We start from the raw sequence: 24,007 nt of genomic DNA, 5'->3' as shown, positions 1-24,007 counted from the left end.
CGGGATTCAGTCCACGTCGAGCTGCCGGGGCACTGCCGAAGCCAATGCCGCCCGGCACGCCACGATGGCCGGCATCTTGCTGATGGCGGTCCGCGTCGCCGTGAACACCACGCGCCGACGGGGGTCGACGTCCACAACACGTAAATCGGGACGGCGCCGGACCCGCATCAAGTCGGGCAGGATTGCGACCGCGTTACCGTTCTCGATCAGAGCGATCTGGGCTTCGAGGTCGTCGGTCTCGAAGCGGACGTCGGGCTCGAAACCTGCTCGGCGGCAAAGCTGTTCGGCCCAGTGCCGCGAGGCGGTGCCTTCGGGCTCCATGGTCCACGGCAGGTCGGCGGCATCTTTGACCGAGGTGATGTGGTCCCAGGGCTCTCCGGTCGGTGGTACGGCCAGCCGTAGCAGGTCGGTGGTCAGCGGTGCCCGGTGCAGATCGGGATACGCGCGCGCGGCATGCCCCGGATACTCCTCGGCGATCACCAGATCGAACTCGCGCAGCCAGGTCTCGTAGAGCGCCTGCTCCGGTTCGCGTTGCGACATCGTCACGCGAAGACGCGGATGGCGTGTCGCCAGTTCCGTCAGCATCTGAGGCATGAAGGCCGAGGCTGCCGATTGGAAGACGGCCAGCCGAACGGTGCCGGAAGCCTCGTCGCTCTGAACCGCGACATCGGAGGCGGCCTGTTCGAGCCGCGCCAAGATGACCGCGGTGTGTTCGACGAGCACCTCGGCCGCGGGGGTGAGCCGCAGGCGGCGCCCGACCTTCTCCAGCAGTGGCACGCCGACCTCGCGCTCGAGCTGGCTCAGCGCTTGCGATATTGACGACGGGCTTTGGTGCAACGCCTCGGCGACCTCGGACAACGTGCCGCGCAGGCTCAGCTCGTGCAGCAGCCGCAGCCTGCGGGTGTCGAGCAGATCTGCGCGATGATGTTTCATTTTTGCTTAAATGTTTCTGGTAGAAATCATCGCTTTATTTTAAGTGTCTTGCGTGTCCATGATGGGCAGATGGCACAGCTGAGCCGGGAAAAGGACGACCTGCTCACCGAGGTGGTGACCCAGGTCCGGTACTGGCTCGACGACGCCGCGCGCCTGCCCGTGGCCCCGGCCGGCCGCAGATTGGCTGATGTCCTGCGTGATCCGCATGGCCTGGATTTCACCGTCGGATTCGTCGACCGCGTGATCCGGCCCGAAGACCATAGGGTCGCGGCTGCCAACCTGCGCGCCCTCGCGCGCAACGCCCCAGGCTTCCTGCCGATGCATGAACGGCTGTTGATCAAGCTCGGTGCCCTGGTGTCGGTGATCGCACCCGGCTTGGTCATTCCGGTCGCCCGGAATGCGTTGCGCCAGATGGTCGGTCACCTCCTCGTCGACGCGACCGACGCCCGCCTCGGACGCTCCATCGCACGGATCCGCAAGCGAGGCGTCAGGCTCAACATCAATCTGCTCGGTGAGGCCGTGCTGGGGCGGGCCGAGGCGGCCCGACGGCTGGAGGGCACGCAGCGGCTGCTGGGCCGTCCCGACGTCGACTACGTGTCGATCAAGGTCTCGGCCACCGTGCCGCCGCACTCGCCGTGGGCGTTCGACGAAGCTGTCGACCACATCGCGCAGAACCTGCTGCCGTTGTTCACCCAGGCCGCGACCGCGCCGACCACGAAGTTCATCAACCTCGACATGGAGGAGTACCGCGATCTGGAGCTGACGATCGCGGTGTTCACCAAGCTGCTGGACCGGCCCGAACTGCTCGACTTCGAAGCCGGGATCGTCTTGCAGGCGTATCTGCCCGATGCTTTGAGCGCGATGATGCGACTGCAGAACTGGGCTCGTGCGCGCCGCGAGCGGGGTGGTGCGGGCATCAAGGTTCGGCTGGTCAAAGGCGCCAACCTGCCGATGGAACATGTGGAGGCCTCCCTGCACGGCTGGCCCGTGGCGACCTTCTCGACCAAACAGGACACGGACAGGAATTACAAGCGGGTGCTGGATTACGCATTGCAGCCCGGCCACACCGCGAATGTGCGTATCGGTGTCGCCGGACACAACCTCTTCGATATCGCCTATGCGTGGACGCTCGCCGGGCGGCGCGGCGTCCGGGATCACGTGGAGTTCGAGATGCTGCTGGGGATGGCCGAGGCACAGGCCGAAGCCGTCCGGCGCACCGTCGGCGGTCTGTTGCTGTACGTACCGGTGGTGCACCCCAAGGACTTTGACGTGGCGATCGCGTACCTCGTGCGCCGCTTGGAGGAAGGTGCCAGCCAGGACAACTTCATGTCCGCAGTGTTCGAGCTGCACGACGACCAGGTGCTGTTCCAGCGTGAGAAAGACCGGTTCGTGGCGTCGCTGGCCGAAATTGACGACGTTGGGGCGAGCGAAGCGACGGGGGGAGCCGGTGTTCCGGAGCCGAATCGCCGGCAGGACAGGCGAACCGACGATCCGAACAAAGCGATGAGCCCGGCCGGTGGGTTCGCGAATATCGCCGATACTGACCCGGCACTGCCCGGCAATCGACTGTGGGGACGAGCGATCACCGACCGGATCGCCGCGTCGTCGGCAGGCGTGGAGCTGGTCGCCGAGCACACCGTGTCGAGCGCGTCCGTGCTCGATGAGATCATCGCCGAGGGGGTGACCGCGGGCGCGGCATGGGCTGCATTGGCTGGTGCGCAGCGGGCCGCAGTCCTTCGGCGTGCGGCGGCAACGCTGCAGGCAGCGCGGGCGGTATTGCTGGAGGTGATGGCGTCCGAGTGCGGCAAGACCCTGGATCAGGGTGATCCCGAGGTGTCGGAGGCCATCGATTTTGCGAATTACTATGCGGCACAAGCAGAAAATCTGGGCGCCGTCGACGGTGCCGTCGCGGTGCCGGCCGGATTGGCGGTGGTCACGCCGCCGTGGAACTTCCCGGTGGCGGTCCCCGCCGGATCGGTGCTGGCCGCGCTGGCCGCGGGTAGTCCCGTCATCATCAAACCTGCCGGTCAGGCCAGTCGGTGTGGATCCGTTATGGTGCAGGCGCTTTGGGACGCCGGCGTGCCGCGAGATGTGCTGCAGTTGGTGCACCTCGACGAGGGTGAGCTCGGCAGGCAACTGGTATCCGACCCGCGGGTTACCAGGCTGATCCTCACCGGTGCCTTCGAGACCGCGGAATTGTTCCGCAGCTTCCGGCCCGACTTGCCGCTGCTGGCCGAGACGAGTGGCAAGAACTCCATCATCGTCACTCCGCATGCTGATCTCGATCTCGCGGTGAAAGACCTGGTGTACTCGGCCTTCGGACACGCGGGTCAGAAGTGTTCGGCAGCGTCACTCGGCATTCTGGTGGGCTCCGTGGCCCGGTCCGCGCGGTTCCGCGACCAGCTCGTCGATGCCGTCACCTCACTGAAGGTCGGCTACCCGACAGATCCGACCGTGCAGGTGGGCCCCATCATCGAACCCGCGCACGGCAAGCTGCTGCGCGCACTCACGCAGCTCTCGCCTGGGGAGCAGTGGTTGGTGGCGCCTCGCCAACTCGACGACACCGGACGGCTCTGGTCACCCGGAGTGAAGACCGGAGTTCGATGCGGCTCGGAGTTCCACCTCACCGAATACTTCGGTCCGGTCCTGGGCCTCATCGTCGCCGATGACCTCGACGAGGCGATCGCCATTGCGAACCGGGTCGACTACGGACTGACGGCAGGCCTGCACAGCCTGGACCGCACCGAGATCGAACGTTGGCTCGACCAGGTCGAGGCCGGCAACGCCTATGTGAACCGCTCGACGGTCGGGGCGATCGTCCGGCGCCAGCCTTTCGGCGGGTGGAAGAAGTCGGCGGTTGGTGCGGGCGCGAAGGCAGGTGGCCCGAATTACCTGATCGGGCTGAGTGACTGGCGTTCCGCGCCGGCGACCCAAACGGCCTCGGTATCACCACCGGTACGCGCGATCCTGGACGTCGCGCAGACTTTCGCGCTGGACCCCGGAGAGCTGGATTTCCTCGAACGGTCCTTCGGATCCGACGCCCATGCCTGGGCGACGGAGTTCGGCGTAGCGCGCGATGTGTCGGCCTTGATGGCGGAGAAGAACGTCTTCCGGTACCTGCCGGTGCCGGTGACGGTGCGCGCCGAGGACGCTGATCTGGCAGCCGTGCTGCGGGTGGTCGGGGCGGGAATCCTGGCCGGTTCGCCCGTCACCGTCTCCACTGCCGTTCCGCTCGATCAGGCGATTGCCGAGACGCTGGCGACCGCCGGCGTCGTCTGCCGGGTAGAAGATGCGGTGGTGTGGCGGAACACATTGCGCGACAACGCACCTGGGCGCGTTCGCCTGCTCGGCGGCAGCCGGGAACGGTTCGCTCGCGACAGTGCCGGCAATGCCGGCATTGCGCTCTACGCGGGGCCGGTTGTCGAAGCCGGGCGGATCGAGCTGTTGACGTTCCTGCACGAGCAGGCGATAGCGGTGACGGCGCACCGATTCGGTTCCCCGACACCATTGTCCGAGAACCTGTTCCGGTGCTGAGTACTCAAAGACGCCGGCCGGCAACGAATCAGTGGCTCTGGTGCACCGTGGTGTCGACGCGCGGCGCCTGAGCGTGTGGCTGGATTTCTTCGAGCCACTGCAGCTGATCGATGCCGTGGTTGTTGTGCGACGCCACAACGGTTTCCGGCAGAGCTTTTTGGCTGTCGTCGGTGACCGACCACACGATCGGGGTCACCAGGACTCCGACTGCCAGTGCGCCTGCGAGAACGTAACGACCCACCGCCTGCTGTGCAAAACCGCTGATCGTCTTCATGTTGCTGCCTCCTGCTGGGTGTTGTACCCAGATCAACAGGTGGCCGGAACGTCATCATCCCAGGTGGCGCGATGTTTACCTGAGTTGGCAGGATTGCCTTACCGGGCCATGTGCAACCGCAGCAGCGTCCACGCCGCCAGCGTCTGCGCATCGGTGATGTCGCCACTGCGGATCATGTCCTCGATCTGGCCGGCGGTGAACCACTCGCTGTGCATGTCCTGCTCTTCATGCTCACGCTCGTGTTCGCCTTCGGTGATGTCGGTCGCGAGGTAGGCCCAGCCGCGCTGGCTGCACATCCCCGGTGCGACATCCAACTGGCCCAACACTTCCCATGTCCCCGCTCGCAGCCCGGTCTCCTCGCGGAGTTCCTGCGCGGCCAGATCAGCGGGCGCGGGCTCGTCGCCGTCCAGTGTGCCCGGTGCCGTGCCCTGCACAAACTCCCAGCGCCGCAACCCAATTGGATAGCGGAACTGCTCCACCATGCGGTAGCGGTCGCCGTCGTGGGCGATTACCAGTGCGTACGTGGGTTTGTCCACCACCCCGTAGATGCCGGTGGTGCCATCGGGGCGGCGGATGTCGTCTTCGCGCACGGACATCCAGTTGTTGCGGTACACCTCACGGGAGCCGACGCGTTCGATCACTGTTCCAGTATCGCGGAGGGGAGGCGACAAACAACAGGACCGCCCTTATCGCGCGGCGGGTGGCTACTGGTGGCGGTCTGCACCGGTCGGTGACTGGATGAGGTGTGCCGGCGGGTGCGCCCCGAGCAGCACTATGAGCTGGGCGAGCAGTGCGTCGAGTTCGATACCGACGGCGCTGATTTCGGGATGGTGGTAGCTGTCGAACAGCAAGCTCGGCTGGTCGACGGCCAGGTGGGTACGGCCGGCGGGATCGACGTAGAGCAGTGTTCGCAGCGGCGCGTGCAGCATCACGCTCGGGTCGTGGCGGAACATGCGCTCTGCGATGGTGTGGTTGCCCATCAAGTACTGGGTGGCTTTCCAGCCGGCTGTGGATGTGGCCATGATCGCGGTGACGTCGGCGCGGTAGTAGTACATGAACCCGTGAGGTGCGTTGCTGTCGGCGAGGTCGAGGTGGGCTTGCCAGCTGGCCAGTTGGGAGAAGCGGCCGTAATCGACTTCGGGTACCAGGGTTTCGTAGCGGGCGCGGGCGGCGTCGTACGGCTGTGGCAGATCGATGACCAGGCGCCGCGATGGGTGCTCGATGGCCGGGGTGGGCTCGTTCATGGTGAGTTTTCTCCTGGGTGTGGTCGATCTCCACGTCGTGGACGTCGAGGGTGATGGTCATCAAAACTTCGCTGCGGGTGGGGTGGCGACAGTACGGGATCGCCGACATGTCTGAGTATTGAGAACTATACCCAGACGGATTGTGTTCCCCGCATGTTGCTGTGTGTCACGTATCCCTGGACAACGCGGTCGACATTCGCTGCCCCTGGACAGGCGGGTAGCCTCGCGATGTGCTGCTGACCTCTCTGAACCCCGCCGTCATCGCTGCCGGGCACGACCTCGAAGACGCGGTACGCATCGACGGCGCGGTGTTGTCGCGCAGCGATCTGGTCGGAGCCGCGACCTCGGTGGCCGAGCGGGTTGCGGGTGCGTCGCTGGTGGCGGTGCTGGCCCGGCCGACGGCCACGACGGTGCTGGCCGTCGCGGGCTGCCTGATCGCGGGGGTGCCGGTGGTTCCGGTGCCCGCCGACGTCGGTACGGCGGAACGTCGGCACATGATCACCGATTCCGGTGCGCAGGCGTGGCTGGGCGAGGCGCCTGATGAAACCGAAGGACTACCCGTTATCCCGGTGCGGCTGCACGCCCGGTCCTGGCACCGCTACGCCGAGCCGTCGCCCGATTCGACGGCGCTGATCATGTACACCTCGGGCACCACAGGGCTGCCGAAGGGCGTGGTGATCAGCCGTCGCGCCATCGCCGCCGACATCGACGCGCTGGCCAAGGCCTGGGCCTGGACCCCGGCCGACACCTTGGTGCACGGCCTGCCGCTGTTCCACGTGCACGGACTGATCCTGGGGCTGCTGGGCTCGTTGCGGATCGGAAATCGCTTCGTGCACACCGGCAAACCCACACCGGCTGCTTACGCCGCGGCGGCCGGTTCGCTGTACTTCGGGGTGCCGACGGTCTGGTCCCGCGTGGTGGCCGACGCCGCGGCCGCCGCGGCGCTCCGTAGTGCGCGACTGCTGGTGTCGGGCAGTGCGGCACTGCCGGTGCCGGTGTTCGACGACCTCATACGGCTCACCGGGCATGCGCCACTGGAGCGCTACGGCAGCACGGAATCATTGATCACCCTGTCCACCCGGATCGACGGCGAACGCCGGCCCGGCTGGGTGGGGTTGCCGTTGGAGGGGGTGCAGACGCGGCTGGTTGCCGAAGATGGGTCTGCGGTGCCGCACGACGGGGAAACCATTGGCCGTCTTGAAGTTTCGGCGCCGACAATCTTCAGCGGCTATCTCGACCGGCCCGAGGCGACGGCCGAGGTGCTGGGCGACGACGGCTGGTACCGCACCGGCGACGTCGCCGTCATCGACGACGGCGGAATGCACCGCATCGTCGGCCGCGAGTCGGTGGACCTCATCAAGTCGGGCGGCTTCCGGGTCGGCGCCGGGGAGATCGAGACCGTCCTGTTGGGCCACCCCGGGGTGGCCGAAGCTGCGGTGGTCGGCATGCCCGACGAAGACCTGGGACAGCGGATCGTCGCGTTCGTCGTCGGAACGGCTTCCACGCAGGAACTCATCGACTTTGTGGCGCAACAGCTTTCGGTGCACAAGCGGCCGCGTGAAGTGCGCATCGTCGACGGCCTGCCCCGCAACGCCATGGGCAAGGTGCAGAAGAAGCTCCTCCTCTAACTCCCGCGAGCGTGCGTGTCTGCGTGCGACACGCCGCGTTCAGCGCGCCGTTCGCGCACGTTCGCGGGCGGTGGGCGTGCGGGAATGCCGCACGCCTCCACGGCCTTATAGATGCCATGCAACTGACAGACGAAGCCCGCGCCCTCATCGGAAGCGGCGCCAACGCCACGCTGGTGACCCTGAACGCCGATGGCAGCCCACAGGTTTCGGTGGTTTGGGTGGAGCTGCAATCCACCCCTGACGGCGACGAACTGGTCAGCGCGCACCGCGCCGAGCGCAAGAAGGTGCGGAACATGCGCCGCGACGGCCGGGTCGCGCTGACCATCATCGGCGACGACCGGGGCACTGCCCACGTCAAGCCCTACCTTGCGATCACCGGTACCGCCCGCATCGTCGAGGGCGGGTCGCCCGAGGTCCTGCGGCGACTGACTGCGGTCATGGCGCCGGAATTCGTCGGCCAATTCCCGGGCCCCGACGCGCCGCCGGGATTCCTCACCCGCATCACCATCGACAAGGTGACCGGCGTCGGCGTCTAGGTACCTACCGCTCAGCGGTGCCCGACGTAAATGGCGTCCGCTGCCACTGTGGGGACTCCGAGTTCGGCCGCAACCGCATCGATCGCGCGACTGGCAACGGCAGCGTCCACGTGCCCGTCTGCGGTGTAGTACGGCTGGATGTAGCGCTCGTAGTAGCACTGCACCTCGTGGTGTGTCATCCGATTCAGAAACGATGCGACGTACCTGACCGCCAGATCGGGTTGCTCGGCCAAGAGTTTCAGCGCCCGCCGGTTGGCTCGCACCAGCGCCTGCACAGCCGGGCTGTCAATCGGGTTGTGGGCCGGGTCAACGGCGATTCCCACGGTGGGAATCTGGAAGTGATCGCCAACCCAGGCCAGCACGTGGAAGCCTTCCTCCTCGGCGACTTGTTCTGGCCCGATGGTGCTTCCGACGTAGGCCGCGTCGATCGAACCGTCGCGAAGCTGCCGCAAGTCCATCTGATAGTCGCCGGGATGCCGAGCCACGCAATGCAGGTCGCGGTCCGGATCCAGGTCGTGTTTACGCAGGACGATGCGCGCGAAGCAACCCGGCGGGTTGTCTGGTGCGTGTACTGCCAGACGCCGACCGCGCAGGTCGGTCATCGACTTGACGTCGGGGCCGCCGAGGAACCAGAACAGCGGACGATCGGTGTTGGCACTGAGCACAGCCCATTGAAAGCTGTCTGTCAGCCGCGACAACACTGCCCGGCCGAGCCCGATGGTCGCACAGGTACGCACCCGCGCTATGTCCCAACGAGTGCCGTCCCGCATCGCGACGTGAACGCCCTCGTCTTCGAAGAAGCCCTCCTGATCTGCCACATAGGCGACCAGCTCCTCGTGGATACCGCGCCCGACGTAGGCCAGGTCGATCGTGTCCATGACTCGGGGTCCCTTCCCGATCGTGATGAGAGCTGTTGTAGTGCAGTCGCATTCAGTCCATCGTCAAGCCGCCGTCGAGCGGGAGATAGTGCCCTGTGGTGAAACCCGAATCCTCACCGGCCAAGAACGCCAAGGTGTTGGCGACTTCGTCGGGCGTGACCAGTCGTCCCATCGGTGCAGCGGCACCGAGTGCGGTCAGTTGCGCCGCCGACAGTTTCTCGCTCATCGAGCTTCCCTGCACGGTTGCCGGGGCGACCAGGTTGGCGGTGATGCCGTGCGGCGCCAGTTCGAGCGCCAGGTAGCGGACAAACTGATTCATGGCCGCCTTGGCCACGCCGAGGTTGATCATGCCGTTGCGCGGGTGCCGAGACGGCGCGGCGGTGAGGTAGAGCAACCGGCCATAGCCGCGGGACGTCATCCCTGGCACAGCGGCTTTGGTCAGCAGGAACGCGGCGTGTAGCTCGCGGTCCAGCTTGCCGCCGAGTTGCTCCCAGGTCAGGTCGGCGAACGACGTGATGTCGTAAGGAATCAGTGCGTTGTGGACCAGCACATCGACCGGACCCCAGAGCCGCTCAGCAGCTGCGAACATGGCCGCGACGTCGTCGGCCACGGTCACGTCCGCCCTGACCGAGATCGCCTCACCGCCGGCCGCGGCAATGGCCGCGACCACTTCGTCGGCCTCCTGGGCACTGGCACGGTAATTGGCGACGACGCGAAACCCGCGGTCGGCCAGGACCCGTGCGGTCGCCGCACCGATTCCTCGGCTGGCTCCGGTGATCAGCGCGACTCGTGACATCAGGGTCGGCCTCCGGTTGACGGGAAGAACTCTGTGGCGCGGTACTCGTACATGCGAAGATCGGGCGACGCCTTCGCCCCAGTGAAACACGCTGGCTGCAAGGCAGATTCGCCCCTGGTCTGTCACGATCGTACGACGGGATGCGGCTGCGGTATAGATGTCGCGCACTATTTCACCCATGACCACGGGCTGATCCGTCGCTGTCAAGCGATTGTGACGAAGCTGCGAATTGCGATGTTTCCGGGGTAGCCACGAGGGTCGCAAGCGCGCGAAGATGCTGATGCGACGGCGCACCGGCTCCGCAGAAGGTGCGAGGTTACGCAAGGAGGCGCATGTGGCCACGCTTGTCTCGGTCAACGTCGGTATGCCCAAACACGTGCCATGGAAGAACAGCACCATCTTGACCGGTATCTGGAAGATGCCGGTGGATGGTCCAGTCATGGTGCGGCGGCTCAATATCGACGGCGACGGTCAAGGCGATCGAACAGGTCATGGCGGCGAACAGCGCGCGGTCATGGTCTACCAGATGGAGTCCTACCGCTTTTGGCGTGAATACCTGGACAGAGACGATCTCTCGCCCGGAGACTTCGGCGAGAACTTCACGGTCAGTGGACTCGCCGACGACGAGGTCTGTATAGGCGATCGCTACCGCATCGGAGATGCCGAGTTCGAGGTCACCCAGCCCCGCGTCACCTGCTTTCGTCTGGGTATTCGGCTCAATGAGCCGCAGATGCCCAAACTGCTTGTCTCCCAACGCCGCCCAGGATTCTACCTCCGTGTCATCAAGGAAGGGCAGGTGCGGGCCGGCGACGACGTGGTCAGGACTCGGCGCGGACTGCATGAGCTCAGCGTCAGTGATGTCGATGCACTGCTCTACCTGCCGGATCGAGATAGGGGGCAACTTCGCAAGATCGTCGAAGTTCCGGCGTTGAGCACCGGTTGGCTGCAGTCGTTTCGCGACATGCTTGCGGCGCACGAGGCCTCAGGGGTTCTTACCGGACCGCCTATCGGGACCGAACCGGGGTGGAACGGGTTTCGTGCGTTGCAAGTGACTGCAGTGCACCATGAAACCTCGGCAGTGGTGTCCATTTGGCTGAAAGCGCAGGACCGCAGCCCGATACCAGGACCGCTTGCCGGCCAGTACCTCACGATCAGGGTTCCGCAGGCCGGTGAACCGGCACCGGTGCGGAGTTACTCGATATCGGGCAGCCCCACCCCCAGTGCCTACCGCATCAGCGTGAAACGAGAAGAGCGGGGGATGGTCAGCAGCTGGTTGCACGCCCACGCGGCCCCAGGGCTTGTGCTCGAGGTCGCCGCCCCTCGCGGCGATTTCTGTCTCACCGGCGAGACCTCCCCGGTGGTCTTGGTCTCCGCCGGTATCGGAGTAACTCCGGTTCTGGCAATGCTCCATTGGCTGTCCGCAACAGACAGGGGCCGGGAAATCTGGTGGCTGCACACCGCGCGGAATCGTGAAACACATGCTTTCGCAGCCGAAATCGATGCGCTGATTGCGACACTTCCCAACGCACGTCAGCAGACCATCTATACACAGACTCAAGGACGATTGAACCGGGCGATGTTGGTTGCGCTGGGCCTGCCGCCGGCCGCGGCGGCATACGTTTGTGGGCCAACCAATTTCATGGCTGAGGTTCGGGATGGCCTCCTGGCCGCCGGCTTGGATCCGGCGCGGGTGTACACCGAGACGTTCGGCGCCTTACCTTCGATACATCCCGGCGTCGTCGACGAAGTCGCACGTCGGGCCCCGCATCCGCCATCGGGCCGGGCCGGCACCGGTCCTGCCGTGGTCTTCTCCCGCAGCGGGCTCACGGTGCAGTGGTCGCCGGACTACGACAGCCTTCTCGACCTGGCTGACGCCTGCGATGTCCCGACCCGCTTCGCTTGCCGAAGCGGTGTGTGTCACCTGTGCGAGACCGAAATCATCTCGGGCACAACTACATATATCCGGGAACCGCTCGAACCCCCCCGAGTCGGAGCCGTCTTGATCTGCTCGGCCGCACCGGAAAGCGATGTGGTGCTCGATATCTGATCAGTTGGCGTGCAACGCCTCGTTGAGGGTGATGCCGGTGCCATCGCGCTTGACGACCTCGACCGCGCCGCTGACCGAGTTCCGGCGGAACAGCAGGTTGTTCGAGCCGGACAGCTCCTTGGCCTTGATGGTCTGACCGTCGGCGGTGGTCACCTTCGTGCCGGCGGTGACGTACAGGCCGGCCTCGATGACGCAGTCGTCGCCGAGCGAGATGCCCAGGCCGGCGTTGGCACCCAGTAGGCAGCGCTTGCCCACCGAGATGACCTCTTTGCCGCCGCCGGACAGCGTGCCCATGATCGACGCGCCGCCACCGACGTCGGACCCGTCATCGACGACGACGCCCCCCGAGATGCGGCCCTCCACCATCGAGGTGCCGAGGGTGCCGGCGTTGAAGTTGACGAAGCCCTCGTGCATGACCGTGGTGCCCGACGCAAGGTGCGCGCCCAGGCGGACGCGGTCGGCGTCGGCGATGCGCACGCCGCTCGGCAGCACGTAGTCGACCATGCGGGGGAACTTGTCTACGCCGAACACGGTGACGGTGCCGCGCCGGCGCAGCTTGGCGCGGACGGTCTCGAAGCCCTCGACCGCGCACGGGCCGAAGTTGGTCCACACCACGTTGGTCAGGAGGCCGAAGATGCCGTCCAGGTTGGCGCCGTGGGGCGCGACCAGACGGTGTGACAGCAGGTGCAGTCGCAGCCAGACATCGTGCGTATCGGCGGGCTTGTCATCCAGCGAGGCGATGGTGGTCCGCACGATCTCGGTGCGCACGCCGCGGTCCTCATCGGTGCCGACGAGGGCTTCCAGCTCAGCGGGGACCGGGCCGGCCGCGGCGTCGGCCGAGAGCGCGGGCGCGGGGAACCAGGTGTCCAGGACCGTTCCGTCGGCGGTGATGGTGGCGATGCCGATGCCAGATGCACCAGAAGAAGAAGTCACGTTGGCCAAGGTTACTGAACCAGCGCAGAACTGGGGGCACCACCCAGGAGAGGGCGGTGCCCCCAGCTCGCGAGGAAACCAGCTCATTGCAGGTGATGGACCTCCTGCAGGCCGTAGACCGGCGTGGGGATGCCCTCATAACGGGCCTTGAGCTGCAGCGCCAGGTACAGCGAGTAGTGCCGCGACTGGTGCAGGTTGCCGCCGTGGAACCACAGGTTCTCCTGCTGCGTCGGCTTCCACATGTTGCGCTGCTCGCCCTCCCACGGACCGGGGTCTTTGGCCGTCCCGCTGCCCAGGCCCCACACCTTGCCGACGCGGTCGGCGATCTCCTGGCCCATCAGGTCGGCGGCCCAGCCGTTCATCGACCCGTAGCCGGTCGCGTAGACGACGACGTCGGCGGGCAGCTCGGTGCCGTCGGCCAGCACCACCGCGTCCTCGGTCAGGTGCGACACCTGGCCGTGTGCCAGCTTGATCGACCCGTTGGCCACCAGCTCACACGCACCGACGTCGATGTAGTAGCCCGAGCCGCGGCGCAGGTACTTCATGAACAACCCGGAGTCGTCGTCGCCGAAGTCCAGCTCGAAACCGGCGGCCTCCAGCCGTGCGTAGAAGTCCTTGTCCCGCTCCCGGATTGCGTCGTAGATCGGTCGCTGGAAGTCGGCCATGATGGAGTACGGCAGCGACGCGAACGTCAGGTCGGCCTTCTCGGTCGTCATGCCCGCGGCCACCGCCCGCTCGGAGTACAGATCCCCGAGACCGAGGTCCATCAGCGAATCCGATTTGACGACGTGGGTCGACGAGCGCTGCAGCATCGTCACGTCGACACCGTTCTCGTACAGGGCTTTACAGATGTCGTGCGCGGAGTTGTTGGACCCCACCACGACGACCTTCTTGCCCACGTAGCGGTCCGGCCCCGGATGCTGACTCGAGTGGTGCTGTTCGCCGGCGAAGACGTCCTGGCCCGGAAGCGTTGGGACGCTGGGCTTTCCGGACATCCCGGTTGCCAGCACCAGTTGCGTCGGATGCAAGGTCAGCTGCTCGCCGTCACGGTTCACTTCGACGGTCCACCGGCCGGCCTCGGAATCATAAGTGGCCGAGAGGCATTCGGTGCGCGACCAGTACGGCACCTCCATCACCTTGGTGTAGAACTCCAGCCAGTCACCGACCTTGTCCTTCGGCGCGAACACCGGCCAGTTGGCCGGGAAGGGCAGGTACGGCAGGTGGTCGTACCAGACCGGGTCGTGCAGGCACAGGGACTTGTACCGCCCCCGCCACTGGTCACCGGGCCGGTCGTGCTTGTCGACGACGATGGCCGGCACCCCGAGCTGACGCAGCCGCGCACCCAGCGCGATACCGCCCTGGCCGCCGCCGATCACCAGCACATAGGGCTGCTTCTCGCGTCCCAGTGTCGCCTCCTCCTCGGCGCGCTTCTCGGCCCACGAGCGCGGGTCGGGATCGGACCCGTGCACGGCGCCGAGCACCCGCGTCGCGCCCTTGCGTTCCTCATGGCCCTTGAGCTCCTGCAGTGTGGTCAGCAGCGTCCAACCTTCGTCGCCACGCAGCCGCAGGTGCCCCGAGCCGCGCCCGGTGGCCGTCTCGAACTCGATGAATGCCGACGTCACGTCGCCGTCGGCGGTGGCGGGTTCGCGCGTCCGGAACCCGGATGGAGTGGTGTCGGCCAGTCGGGCGCGCAGCATGCCGGCGATCTGGTCGCGTCCCTCGACGGTCTTGAGGTTCCAGGTGAAGGCGACGAGGTCGCGCCAGAAGCTGTCCACGGCGAACATCCCGACGACGCCGTCGATGTCCCGTGCGGCCAGCGCCGCTTCGAAGTTGGCGAGCCAGGTCTCGACACGCTGCTGCGGAGAGACGGCGGTAGTGGGTTCCAGTGTTGCGGTCATGTGACTCAGGACACAGCCGCGGCGCAACTTCCGGCAAGAGTTGCACCACGTTGCAGCGTTGCAACCCCCTGCAACCCTGTCGCGGTGTGGTCGCCGTCACATAGAACTGGGCTCATGAGAGCAGCTGTCTATTACGGTCCCAACAAAGTCTCGGTCGAGGACGTCGCCATCCCGGCTCCCGGGCCGGGCCAGGTGCAACTGCAGGTCGGCTTCAACGGCATCTGCGGTACCGACCTGCACGAGTACTACGCAGGCCCCATCTTCGTCCCCACGCAGCCGCATCCGCTGACCCACCAGGAGCTGCCACTGACGCTGGGTCACGAATTCTCCGGCACCATCACCGCTGTCGGCGCCGGCGTCACGGGATGGCGCGAGGGGGACCGAGTGGCCGTCGAGCCGATCTACAAATGCGACCGCTGCGGACCCTGCGCGGCAGGCAACTACAACGTATGCCAGCAAATCGGCTTCCATGGCCTGATGTCCGACGGTGGCATGGCCGAATACACCGTCGTGCCGACGAACATGCTGCACCGATTGCCCGACAACGTCTCGCTGGAACTCGGAGCACTCGTCGAACCGATGTCGGTCGCCTACCACGCCGCCACTCTCGGCGACGTCCGTTCCGGTGACACCGCGATGGTGTTCGGTGCGGGCCCGATCGGCATCGGGCTGTGGTTCGCCTTGCGTGGCAAGGGACTTCAGGAGGTCTTCGTCGTCGAGCCGTCGCCGACCCGGCGGGCGGCCATCGAAGCGCTCGGCGCCGTCACGCTCGACCCGACGGCCACCGACGTGCCGGGCTTCATTGCCGACCACACCTACGGCGCCGGAGCCGACGCCGTGTTCGACGCCGCCGGCGTCACCCCCGCCGTCGAAACCGCGTTGGCCTGCGTCGGATCGCGCAAACCCATGGTCAGCGTTGCCATCTACGAAAAGCCGCTGCAGACCCCGCTTTTGCGCCTCGTGATGAACGAGTCCCGAATCCAGGGCTCGCTCTGCTACACCGGTGCCGACTTCGAAGCCGTCATCGCGTTGATGGCGCAAGGTGCCTACGACACCACCGGATGGGTGGCCCAGATCCCGATAGGCGACGTGGTCAGCGAGGGGTTCGAAGCGCTGCACGCGGGGAACAAGATGAAGGTTCTGGTCGACCCGACGCGATGAGCGGAGAAACAGCAATGACATTGACAGGAAGAGTCGCCCTGGTCACCGGTGCCGGCCGCGGCATCGGACGTGGCATCGCGCTGCGATTGGCCCGCGACGGCGCCGACGTCGCACTCGTCGACGTCGAAGCCGACCCGCTGGCCGAGGTGGCGGCCGAGATATCCGAAATCGGCTCAAAGTTCACCACTTTCGTGGCCGACGTCGGTAACCGGGATCAAGTGTTCGCTGCCGTCGACTATGTCGCGACCGAACTCGGCGGGCTGGACATCATGGTGAACAACGCCGGTGTCGCACTGGTCGGCCCGCTCGTCGACGTGACGCCCGAGGACCTCCAGCGGTTGTGGTCCATCAACGTCGACGGCGTGCTGTGGGGCATCCAGGCCGCCGTCGCGAAATTCAAAGAACTCGGGAACCAGGCGAACGGCAAAGTCAGCAAGATCATCAACGCCTCGTCGATCGCCGGGCACGACGGCTTCGCCATGCTCGGGCCGTACAGCGCCACCAAATTCGCCGTGCGCGCCTTGACCCAAGCCACCGCCAAGGAGCATGCCGCCGACGCCATCACCGTCAACGCCTATTGTCCCGGCGTGGTGGGCACCGACATGTGGGTGGAGATCGACAAGCGGTTCGCCGAACTCACCGGCGCTCCGGTCGGCGAGACGTACGCGAAGTTCGTCGGCGGGATTGCTCTGGGCCGCGCTGAAACCCCGGACGACGTAGCGGGGTTCGTGTCGTATCTGGCCGGACCGGACGCCGACTACATGACCGGGCAGGCGGGTCTGATCGACGGCGGTCTGGTTTATCGCTGACATGCGGAGCACAATCGGCGATGATGCAGAGCCCGGCCGTGCCTGAACCAGCGGTAGCCGTTGGCGAGGACCCGCGCAGTTACGCGCGGTTGATGTCGGCTGTCTACGACGCGACCATGTCCGGGGGCCGCGCGCCCGCGCGGCCCCGCGACGTCATCGGCGAATCCTGGCAGCGGATGCTGGCCCGGGGCGTCAACCCCGACACCCACATCCCACCGGTCATCGAGGCGTCCGGGTTGGACGCACTGCGCAAGTCATCGGGCTTGCTCGCGGTGCTCGACGAGGTGTCCAGGGGGCTGGAATCCATTGTCGCCGAAGGGGACAACATCCTGGTGCTGGCCGACGCCCGGGGCCGCGTGTTATGGCGGTCGGGATCCGCGGCGGTGCTCGGCAAGGCCGACCGGCTCGGGTTCGTCGAGGGCGCCAACTGGGGCGAGGGTGCCGTCGGCACCAACGCCATCGGCACCGCGCTGGCGTCCAACCGCGCCGTGCAGGTGTTCTCCGCCGAGCATTTCCTGCGCAGCCATCACGCGTGGACCTGCGCCGGCGCGCCCGTCCGCGACCCGCGCACCGGCCAGGTGATCGGCGTCGTCGACGTCTCCGGGCCGGCCGCGACGGTGCATCCCACCACCGTCGCGCTGGTCGATGCCGTCGCGCGACTCGCCGAATCCCACCTACGCGAGCAGCATGACCGGACGCTGAACCGGCTGCGAATGGTCGCCGCGCCCATTCTCGCGCGGATCGGCAGTCCGGCGCTGGCCGTCGACGCCGACGGCTGGGTGGCCGCTGTCGATCAGATGCCGCTGCACAACCGGATTCTGCTGCCCGACGAGCTGGCCCCGGGCCGGGTCTGGATCCCTACGTTGGGCCGGTGCGAGGTCGAGATTCTGCCCGGCGGGTGGCTGGTCCGGCCATCGACCGCCGCGGCCGACGACGACGCGACCGCCACCTGCGTGGTCCTGGACCTGCGTGGTGCGCCCGTCCTCGAGATGGCCGGCCAGTTCGGCGGGTGGCGCCATGACATCTCGCTGCGGCACGCCGAAATCCTGCTGGTGCTGGCGATACACCGGAACGGCAGGTCGGCGTCGGAGCTGGCCGAGGACCTCTACGGTGACCGGAGCCGGGTGGTCACGGTGCGAGCCGAGCTGTCTCGGATGCGAAAGCAATTGGCGGGCTTGATTCTTGGCAAGCCCTACCGGTTCGGCGACGATGCCGTCATCGACGTGCGCTATCCGGCCGACCGCTCGACACTGCTGGGCGCCTCGACCGCGCCGGCCATCCGGGCCCTGCGCGCGGTCGCCTGAACCGGCGGACCGACTAACCTGGCTGAATGCTGGATCTCACCGCCGACCCGATCGCTCTGACCGCCGCGCTGGTCGACATCCCCAGCGAATCCCGGCACGAACAGCTCATCGCCGACGAGATCGAGACCGCGCTGAAGGCCCAGGCCCCGCACTTCGAAGTGATCCGCAACGGCGACGCCGTGCTGGCGCGGACCAACCTGGGCCGGCCGTCGCGCGTGCTGCTGGCCGGGCACACCGACACCGTGCCCGCGGCGGACAACCTGCCGAGCCGGCTTGACGGCGACGAACTCTGGGGCTGCGGCACCTCCGACATGAAGGCCGGCGACGCGGTGTTCCTGCACCTGGCCGCCACCATTGCCGAGCCGACGCACGACATCACCCTCGTCATGTACGACTGCGAGGAGATCGAGTCCAGCGCCAACGGACTCGGCCGCATCGAACGTGAACTGCCCGACTGGCTCAAGGCCGACGTCGCGATCCTCGGCGAGCCCTCGGGCGGCCTCATCGAAGCCGGCTGCCAGGGCACGTTGCGCGTCATCATCCACACCACCGGCACCCGCGCGCATTCGGCACGATCGTGGCTGGGCGACAACGCGATTCACAAGCTCGGTGCCATCCTCGACCGGCTCACCGCCTACCAGGCCCGGCAGGTGGACATCGACGGCTGCGTCTACCGAGAAGGTCTTTCCGCGGTCCGGATCGACGGCGGTATCGCCGGCAACGTCATCCCCGACGCCGGTTCGGTCACCGTGAACTTCCGGTTCGCCCCGGACCGCAGTGTCGAGCAGGCGCTCGCGCACGTGCAGGAGGTGTTCGCCGGTCTCGATGTCCGCATCGAGCTGACGGACTCCGCAGCCGGTGCGCTGCCGGGGCTGACGCAGCCTGCCGCGGCCGCACTGGTCGCGGCCGCCGGGGGACAGGTGCGGGCCAAGTATGGCTGGACCGACGTGGCCCGCTTTGCCGCCCTGGGTATTCCGGCCGTCAACTACGGACCGGGCGACCCGAACCTCGCGCACAAGGTCGACGAACGGGTGTCGACGGCGGACATCACCGTGGTCACCGACATACTGCGGCGGTACCTGACACGTTGAGTAGCGTCCGCGTCGACAGCTGGATTTTCGCGGTTCGGATCACCAAGACCCGGGCCCTGGCTGCCGCGGCCTGCCGGGCAGGACATGTCCGAGTCAACGGTGTGCCCGTCAAACCTGCGCAGTTGGTCAGCCCGGGCGACGAGGTCCGGGTCCGGATCGAGGGCCGTGAGCGCATCGTGGAGGTCATCCGGCCGATCGCCAAGCGCGTGGGTGCGGCCGTCGTGCCGGAATGCCTGATCGACCGCAGCCCGCCGCCGCCCGCCAAAGAGACGATGCCTGCGGTGCCTGTTCGCGATCGGGGAGCGGGCCGTCCCACCAAACGTGAACGGCGACAGCTGGATCAGCTGCGCGGTTACTGACCGGAGATAAATCAGTTGCGCACGTGAGTACTGTGGGCTTTGCAACTGCTGTCAACCGAGGTGGGCCGAAACATGCTGGGAGAAGACATCTCCGGATAACCGGAGTACGCCCTGCCCCCGTCACTCTCGCGAGAGCTTTTGCATGTCTTCTATTACGTGTTCCCATTTGTCGTTTGCCTGGCCCGATGGCGCCGAGCTGTTCTCGGATTTGTCGTTCACCGTCGGTGCCGGTCGCACCGGACTGGTCGCCCCCAACGGTGCCGGTAAGAGCACCCTGCTGAAACTCATCGCCGGAGAGCTGCGGCCGACCGGAGGCAGCGTCACCATCGACGGCTCGCTCGGCTACCTGCCTCAGACGCTGCCCTTCGCGACCGATCTGACCGTCGCTGAAATGCTCGGGGTGGCAACCATTTTGGCTGCGCTGGCAGCGCTGGCGGACGGTGATGCCTCCGAGGAGGTGTTCGCCGCGATCGGCGACGACTGGGACATCGAGGAACGCAGTACCGCGCAGTTGGCGCGGCTAGGCCTCGATGTCCCCCTCGGCCGGGTACTCGGCACCCTGTCCGGCGGAGAGGTCGTCACCCTGGGGCTGGCCGCACAACTGCTTCGGCGGCCCGATGTGCTGCTGCTCGACGAGCCCACCAACAACCTGGATTCCGTTGCACGACAACGGCTGTACGATGAGCTGGACCGCTACTCGGGCGCCCTGCTGTTGATCAGCCACGACCGCGCACTGCTCGATCGCATGGACCGCATCGCGGAACTGCGCGACGGTGGCATCCAGTTTTACGGCGGGAATTTCACGGCTTATCAGGACGCGGTGGCTGATGCGCAACGTGCCGCGGCAGACGAGATGCGCAACGCGGAGTCGCAGCTCAAACTCCAGAAACGGCAGATGCAGCAGGCCCGGGAACGCGCCGCACGTCGTGCCGGCACCGCCGCCCGCAACATCAAAGACGCCGGCCTGCCGAAAATCATTGCCGGACAACTCAAACGCAACGCTCAAGAGTCAGCCGGCCGGGCCGACGAGGTCCATGCGCGTCGCGTCGATGACGCCCGGGCCCGCTTCGACGCCGCGGAACGCGCGGTGCGGGACGACGATGTCATCGCGCTCGACCTGCCGAACACGGAAGTGCCCGCAGGCCGGACCGTCCTGAGTGCGGCCGGGCTGAACATCCAGCGCGGTGGCCGGATGTTGTTCGCCGACTACGGCAACGGTGCCGGGACCGGGATCGACCTCGATATCCGCGGACCCGAACGCATTGCCCTGACCGGGCGCAACGGCGCGGGAAAGTCCACGCTGCTTCGGATGATCAACGGCGACCTCCAGCCCGATGCCGGCACCCTGACCCGCGGCGGCGGCCGCATCGCCTACCTGTCGCAGCGCCTCGACCTGCTGGACGAGCAGCGCAGTGTCCTGGAGAACCTGATGAGCTGGGCGCCGGCGCTGAGTATCACCCGCAGGCGACACCTGCTGGCGCAGTTCCTGTTCCAGGACAACAGAGTTGATCTGCCCGTGTCGGTTCTGTCCGGTGGGGAGCGGCTGCGCGCGACGCTGGCCTGCGTGCTGTACGCCGAACCGGCGCCGCTCCTGCTGCTGCTCGATGAACCGACCAACAACCTGGATCTGGTCAGCGTCGCGCAACTGGAGGCCGCGCTGAACGCCTACCGAGGCGCCTTCATCGTCGTCAGCCACGACGAGCGGTTCCTCGACGCCATCGGCATCGAGCGGCGAATAACGTTGCCGGAGCGGGGCGCCGAGCCGAGTGATGAGCCCAGTGCCCGGTAGTGCGGCGGTGCCAACCGGTCTGCACCCCCAGTTCGGTTGGCGGCCGTCAACTTTCGTTGACGTCAAGGAAAGTTGACGGCTCCAGATCGCACATGTCCTACAGAGAGGTGCGTTTCGGGCGCAGCTGCGGCGAATCGGGCTAGATATCCTGCGGCCGGGTCTGGGCCGGCCGGCGCGGCGGGGGAGTGGCGCCGTCCGTCGGCCCGGCTTCGTTCACATCGGACCCGCCGGGCTGTCGGTGCTCAACCGACAAAATCCGGTTGTCGTCCTCGCCCTTTTCGTGGCGCTCCGGATCCCGACGGTCTTGACGGTCCCGGTCTTGATCGTCGGCGTCGGACTTGCCGTGTTCGCCAACGGAGTCCACCCCGCTCGGATCATCCAGCCCGCCGAGCCCAGCACCGGCCGCATGCCCAGCGCCGACACCGTCGATGCCACCCAGGCCACTGGCTATCCCGCTGAGCACACCGGTGAGGCCTTGCGCCAACTGGCCGGGAATCTGGCCCAACGTCTGCGCGACACCCTGCGCGATCTGCCCGGCCTGCTGGCCCACCTGACCGAGCGTCTGCGCCACGTCACCACCGCCGGCGGCCGGGCTGCCCGGCACCGCCGCGCCGAGACCGCCCGGCGTGCCGGCGCTGACACCACCGCCGCCGCCGGGGATGCCCTCGGCCGCCGAGGACAGGCCCCGCGCGCCCTCCTCGTCACCGGCCCGGTAGGCCTCCGCGGCGCGGTGCAACTGCTCGGACATCTGCTGGCCGGCCGCTCCCGTCGACTGCAGAATGTTGTCCCGGCGGGCCATGACGCCGCCCAGCGCCGAATTCATCCCGAAAGCGATCAGCCCGTGCGTCTTCGCGGGGCCAACGGACTCCCCGAGACCACCGCTGTTCTGGAGCTCACCGAGCCCTGCTGCGACCGCGTCGTGCACGCGGGCCATGCCCAGCACACCCTCGGTATTGACGTGTAGCCGATCGCCCATGACCTGACCCCTCGAAGTCTCGTTGCGGTCAATCCTATGGCGGTGCCGGCGACCTGCCCTGCGGCAAATGGTCAGGCCCGATCGGCGACGACCTCCGCCGCCACCGCTCGGGCCTGCCGGCCGAAGGCACAGTCGAGGTCGATGCGGTCGAAACAACCCGCGGCCCGGACGTCGCCCAGGACCGCCGCGTCGTGCAGGGCACGCAGCGCCACGGCCGACTGCCCGCCCCGCTCGGCAGCACGGAACGCCTCGCGGGCGGCGGTGATAGCGCCGTGCCGGTCCCGCCGAGCCGCGTTGGTCCAGGCGCGAGCCAGCGCCAGTTCGGGCGCGAACAACATCGACTTCAGCCCGTGCCGGGCCTCGGCGCGCGAAAGTGCCCGGCCCGCCTCAGCGGTCGCACCGCGCTGGCCGAGGGCCCGTGCCAACAACATCCAGGCCAGCGGGCCCCACGAATATCCGGTGGGCGACAGTACTTTTACGGCGTCCTGCAGCAATTCGATGGCCGAGTCGAGCTCACCGCGCGCGATCCGCACATCCGCCAGTAGCACCTCGCCGATGGCTCGCCCAGGTTGTTGGGACTGAGTGAAGTCGATGAGCTCCTGAGCCAGCTGGTGAGCCTTGTCCGGCTCGCCGGCCAACAGCAGGGCCGTAGTTTGGCCGAGGCCACTCGTGAACCGCAGCAGCCCCGGTTGCCCGGCGGCCAGTGCGCGTTCGGCGAAGGCGTCCACCTCGGTCAACCGGCCCGTGCGAGCGCAACTCAGCGCTGCCGCCGATGCCGCCCAGCCGACCGCGGTATCGCTGGGGTCCGCACTGGCCAACACCGAGTCAGCCAGCTGCATGGCCTTCGCGAGGTTGCCCGCATTCATCGCGAACGTCGCGGACAAGGCGTCCAGCGTGACCTGCGCGGCCGGCGTCTGCACCCGGCCACGGACGGTGCGCAGGAAGGCGGTCGCGCGTTCGGGCTGGGACAGCATCCAGAACTGGTTGGCCGCGCGGGGTAGTGCCCACGCCATCAGTTCCGGGTCGGACAGCACCGCCGCGTCGACCTCGGCCAGCACAGCATCGGCATCCAGCCCGCGGCCCTGCCAGGCCAGCGCGTAGCTCAGTGTCACGCGGGCGGCCAGGCCGCCCGTCGGCAGCGCTGCCCGGCCCAGTCGCTCCGCCAACTCCAGATCGCCAAGGCGCAGCGCATCGCCGGCGGCGGCAGCCAACTCGGCCCCGGGCTGTTCGGCGGCGGCATCAAGTGCGCGCACCGCGCGCCGCAGCCGGGCGACGACGCCGTCATCGTCCAGAGGCGGCAGCGCCGGCTCCGGAGCCGTGGGAACGGCGGCAGCATCCGGTTCCTCGGCCGCCACCGGAACCACCAATCGATCGCGCACCAGAGCCGAAATACCCTCGGGCAGGCAATGATCGGCTTCCGCGGTCACGATGACCCGCGCCGCGCCGGACACCGCCAGCTGGTACACCAGCGACGCGGAGAGCCGGTCCAGCAGATGCCCGTCGTCGACGACCAGCAGCAGTCCAGTCCCGAGCGCGTCCCGCGCCGCTTGCATGACCTGCACCGTGCGTCCCGTCTCGGGCACCGTGAACAACCGCTCGAACGCGGCGAATGGCACAGCAGAGTCGGCCGCGGTGCCGTTGATCCACGCTGCGCGTTCGAACCCCGGTGCCAGCTCGTCGTACGCGGCCCGCACCGCGGTGGTCTTGCCGGACCCGCGGGCACCGGTCAGCAGCGCACCACACCGGGTTTCGACGCCCGCTTTCAGCTGGCTGAGCACCACCGTCCGATCCTATGGCTGCGCGCCGGGCCGCACCGC

At 67.2% G+C, this 24,007-nt stretch carries 20 protein-coding genes; 10 read left to right on the top strand and 10 right to left on the bottom strand.

Going from position 1 to position 24,007, the window contains the following annotated elements; translation table 11 throughout:
- Nucleotides 1–6 precede the first annotated feature (6 nt).
- Nucleotides 7–933, bottom strand: a complete 927-nt coding sequence (locus tag AC3WTE_RS21830) for a LysR family transcriptional regulator (protein WP_492440840.1) — start codon at nucleotides 931–933, stop codon at nucleotides 7–9.
- A gap of 69 nt (nucleotides 934–1,002) precedes the next feature.
- On the opposite strand from AC3WTE_RS21830, the gene AC3WTE_RS21825 reads away from it, so the two are divergent.
- Entirely contained in the window at nucleotides 1,003–4,467 is a 3,465-nt protein-coding gene (locus AC3WTE_RS21825) for a proline dehydrogenase family protein (RefSeq protein ID WP_492440838.1), read from the top strand.
- A gap of 28 nt (nucleotides 4,468–4,495) precedes the next feature.
- Here the strand turns inward: AC3WTE_RS21825 and AC3WTE_RS21820 are convergent, their stop codons facing one another.
- From AC3WTE_RS21820 to AC3WTE_RS21810, 3 genes are all read right to left on the bottom strand, one after another.
- Nucleotides 4,496–4,741, bottom strand: coding sequence for a hypothetical protein (locus AC3WTE_RS21820; protein WP_492440837.1), 246 nt, complete (start codon nucleotides 4,739–4,741; stop codon nucleotides 4,496–4,498).
- A gap of 98 nt (nucleotides 4,742–4,839) precedes the next feature.
- A complete protein-coding gene (locus tag AC3WTE_RS21815; protein WP_492440835.1) occupies nucleotides 4,840–5,412 on the bottom strand; it encodes an NUDIX domain-containing protein in 573 nt (190 codons plus the stop codon).
- 33 nt (nucleotides 5,413–5,445) lie between these two features.
- Nucleotides 5,446–5,985, bottom strand: a complete 540-nt coding sequence (locus tag AC3WTE_RS21810; RefSeq protein ID WP_492440834.1) for a DUF302 domain-containing protein — start codon at nucleotides 5,983–5,985, stop codon at nucleotides 5,446–5,448.
- Nucleotides 5,986–6,215: 230 nt separating this feature from the next.
- Here AC3WTE_RS21810 and AC3WTE_RS21805 point away from each other — a divergent pair, with 230 nt between their 5' ends.
- Nucleotides 6,216–7,613: an acyl-CoA synthetase gene (locus AC3WTE_RS21805; RefSeq protein ID WP_492440832.1), complete on the top strand. Its 1,398-nt coding sequence runs from the start codon at nucleotides 6,216–6,218 to the stop codon at nucleotides 7,611–7,613.
- A gap of 116 nt (nucleotides 7,614–7,729) precedes the next feature.
- Nucleotides 7,730–8,149 carry a TIGR03618 family F420-dependent PPOX class oxidoreductase gene (locus tag AC3WTE_RS21800; protein WP_492440830.1) on the top strand — a complete coding sequence of 140 codons (420 nt, stop codon included), beginning with the start codon at nucleotides 7,730–7,732 and terminating at the stop codon, nucleotides 8,147–8,149.
- An 11-nt stretch (nucleotides 8,150–8,160) separates the two neighbouring features.
- Here AC3WTE_RS21800 and AC3WTE_RS21795 read toward each other — a convergent pair whose 3' ends face one another.
- Together AC3WTE_RS21795 and AC3WTE_RS21790 are read right to left on the bottom strand one after the other, a co-directional pair.
- Complete coding sequence (locus tag AC3WTE_RS21795; RefSeq protein ID WP_492440828.1) at nucleotides 8,161–9,027, bottom strand: ABC transporter substrate-binding protein; 867 nt, start codon at nucleotides 9,025–9,027, stop codon at nucleotides 8,161–8,163.
- 52 nt (nucleotides 9,028–9,079) lie between these two features.
- Complete coding sequence (locus tag AC3WTE_RS21790; RefSeq protein ID WP_492440827.1) at nucleotides 9,080–9,823, bottom strand: SDR family NAD(P)-dependent oxidoreductase; 744 nt, start codon at nucleotides 9,821–9,823, stop codon at nucleotides 9,080–9,082.
- 334 nt (nucleotides 9,824–10,157) lie between these two features.
- Between AC3WTE_RS21790 and AC3WTE_RS21785 the strand changes: the two genes are divergently transcribed.
- Nucleotides 10,158–11,870, top strand: a complete 1,713-nt coding sequence (locus AC3WTE_RS21785) for an MOSC domain-containing protein (RefSeq protein ID WP_492440826.1) — start codon at nucleotides 10,158–10,160, stop codon at nucleotides 11,868–11,870.
- On the opposite strand, the gene dapD is transcribed toward AC3WTE_RS21785, so the two are convergent.
- Complete coding sequence (gene dapD / locus AC3WTE_RS21780) at nucleotides 11,871–12,803, bottom strand: 2,3,4,5-tetrahydropyridine-2,6-dicarboxylate N-succinyltransferase (RefSeq protein WP_492440824.1); 933 nt, start codon at nucleotides 12,801–12,803, stop codon at nucleotides 11,871–11,873.
- An 83-nt stretch (nucleotides 12,804–12,886) separates the two neighbouring features.
- Nucleotides 12,887–14,701 (bottom strand): NAD(P)-binding domain-containing protein, encoded by a 1,815-nt coding sequence (locus AC3WTE_RS21775; protein ID WP_492440823.1) that lies wholly within the window; start codon nucleotides 14,699–14,701, stop codon nucleotides 12,887–12,889.
- Nucleotides 14,702–14,815: 114 nt separating this feature from the next.
- Between AC3WTE_RS21775 and AC3WTE_RS21770 the strand changes: the two genes are divergently transcribed.
- From AC3WTE_RS21770 to AC3WTE_RS21745, 6 genes are all read left to right on the top strand, one after another.
- Nucleotides 14,816–15,862, top strand: a complete 1,047-nt coding sequence (locus AC3WTE_RS21770; RefSeq protein WP_492440822.1) for a 2,3-butanediol dehydrogenase — start codon at nucleotides 14,816–14,818, stop codon at nucleotides 15,860–15,862.
- Between the two features lie 14 nt (nucleotides 15,863–15,876).
- A complete protein-coding gene (locus AC3WTE_RS21765; protein WP_492440821.1) occupies nucleotides 15,877–16,671 on the top strand; it encodes an acetoin reductase in 795 nt (264 codons plus the stop codon).
- Nucleotides 16,672–16,694: 23 nt separating this feature from the next.
- Nucleotides 16,695–17,975: a GAF domain-containing protein gene (locus tag AC3WTE_RS21760; RefSeq protein ID WP_492440820.1), complete on the top strand. Its 1,281-nt coding sequence runs from the start codon at nucleotides 16,695–16,697 to the stop codon at nucleotides 17,973–17,975.
- A 26-nt stretch (nucleotides 17,976–18,001) separates the two neighbouring features.
- Nucleotides 18,002–19,066 (top strand): succinyl-diaminopimelate desuccinylase, encoded by a 1,065-nt coding sequence (dapE, locus tag AC3WTE_RS21755; RefSeq protein WP_492440818.1) that lies wholly within the window; start codon nucleotides 18,002–18,004, stop codon nucleotides 19,064–19,066.
- A complete protein-coding gene (locus AC3WTE_RS21750) occupies nucleotides 19,063–19,425 on the top strand; it encodes an RNA-binding S4 domain-containing protein (RefSeq protein ID WP_492440817.1) in 363 nt (120 codons plus the stop codon). The genes dapE and AC3WTE_RS21750 overlap by 4 nt, the downstream gene beginning before the upstream one ends.
- Before the next feature lie 142 nt (nucleotides 19,426–19,567).
- A complete protein-coding gene (locus AC3WTE_RS21745) occupies nucleotides 19,568–21,214 on the top strand; it encodes an ABC-F family ATP-binding cassette domain-containing protein (RefSeq protein WP_492440815.1) in 1,647 nt (548 codons plus the stop codon).
- A 139-nt stretch (nucleotides 21,215–21,353) separates the two neighbouring features.
- Here AC3WTE_RS21745 and AC3WTE_RS21740 read toward each other — a convergent pair whose 3' ends face one another.
- Nucleotides 21,354–22,190: a type VII secretion target gene (locus tag AC3WTE_RS21740; protein WP_492440814.1), complete on the bottom strand. Its 837-nt coding sequence runs from the start codon at nucleotides 22,188–22,190 to the stop codon at nucleotides 21,354–21,356.
- Nucleotides 22,191–22,261: 71 nt separating this feature from the next.
- Complete coding sequence (locus tag AC3WTE_RS21735; protein WP_492440961.1) at nucleotides 22,262–23,923, bottom strand: AAA family ATPase; 1,662 nt, start codon at nucleotides 23,921–23,923, stop codon at nucleotides 22,262–22,264.
- Between the last annotated feature and the right edge of the window lie 84 nt (nucleotides 23,924–24,007).

Source organism: Mycobacterium sp. FW102-FHT13B02 (genome assembly GCF_058790275.1).
This window is presented reverse-complemented; position numbering and strand designations above follow the sequence as displayed.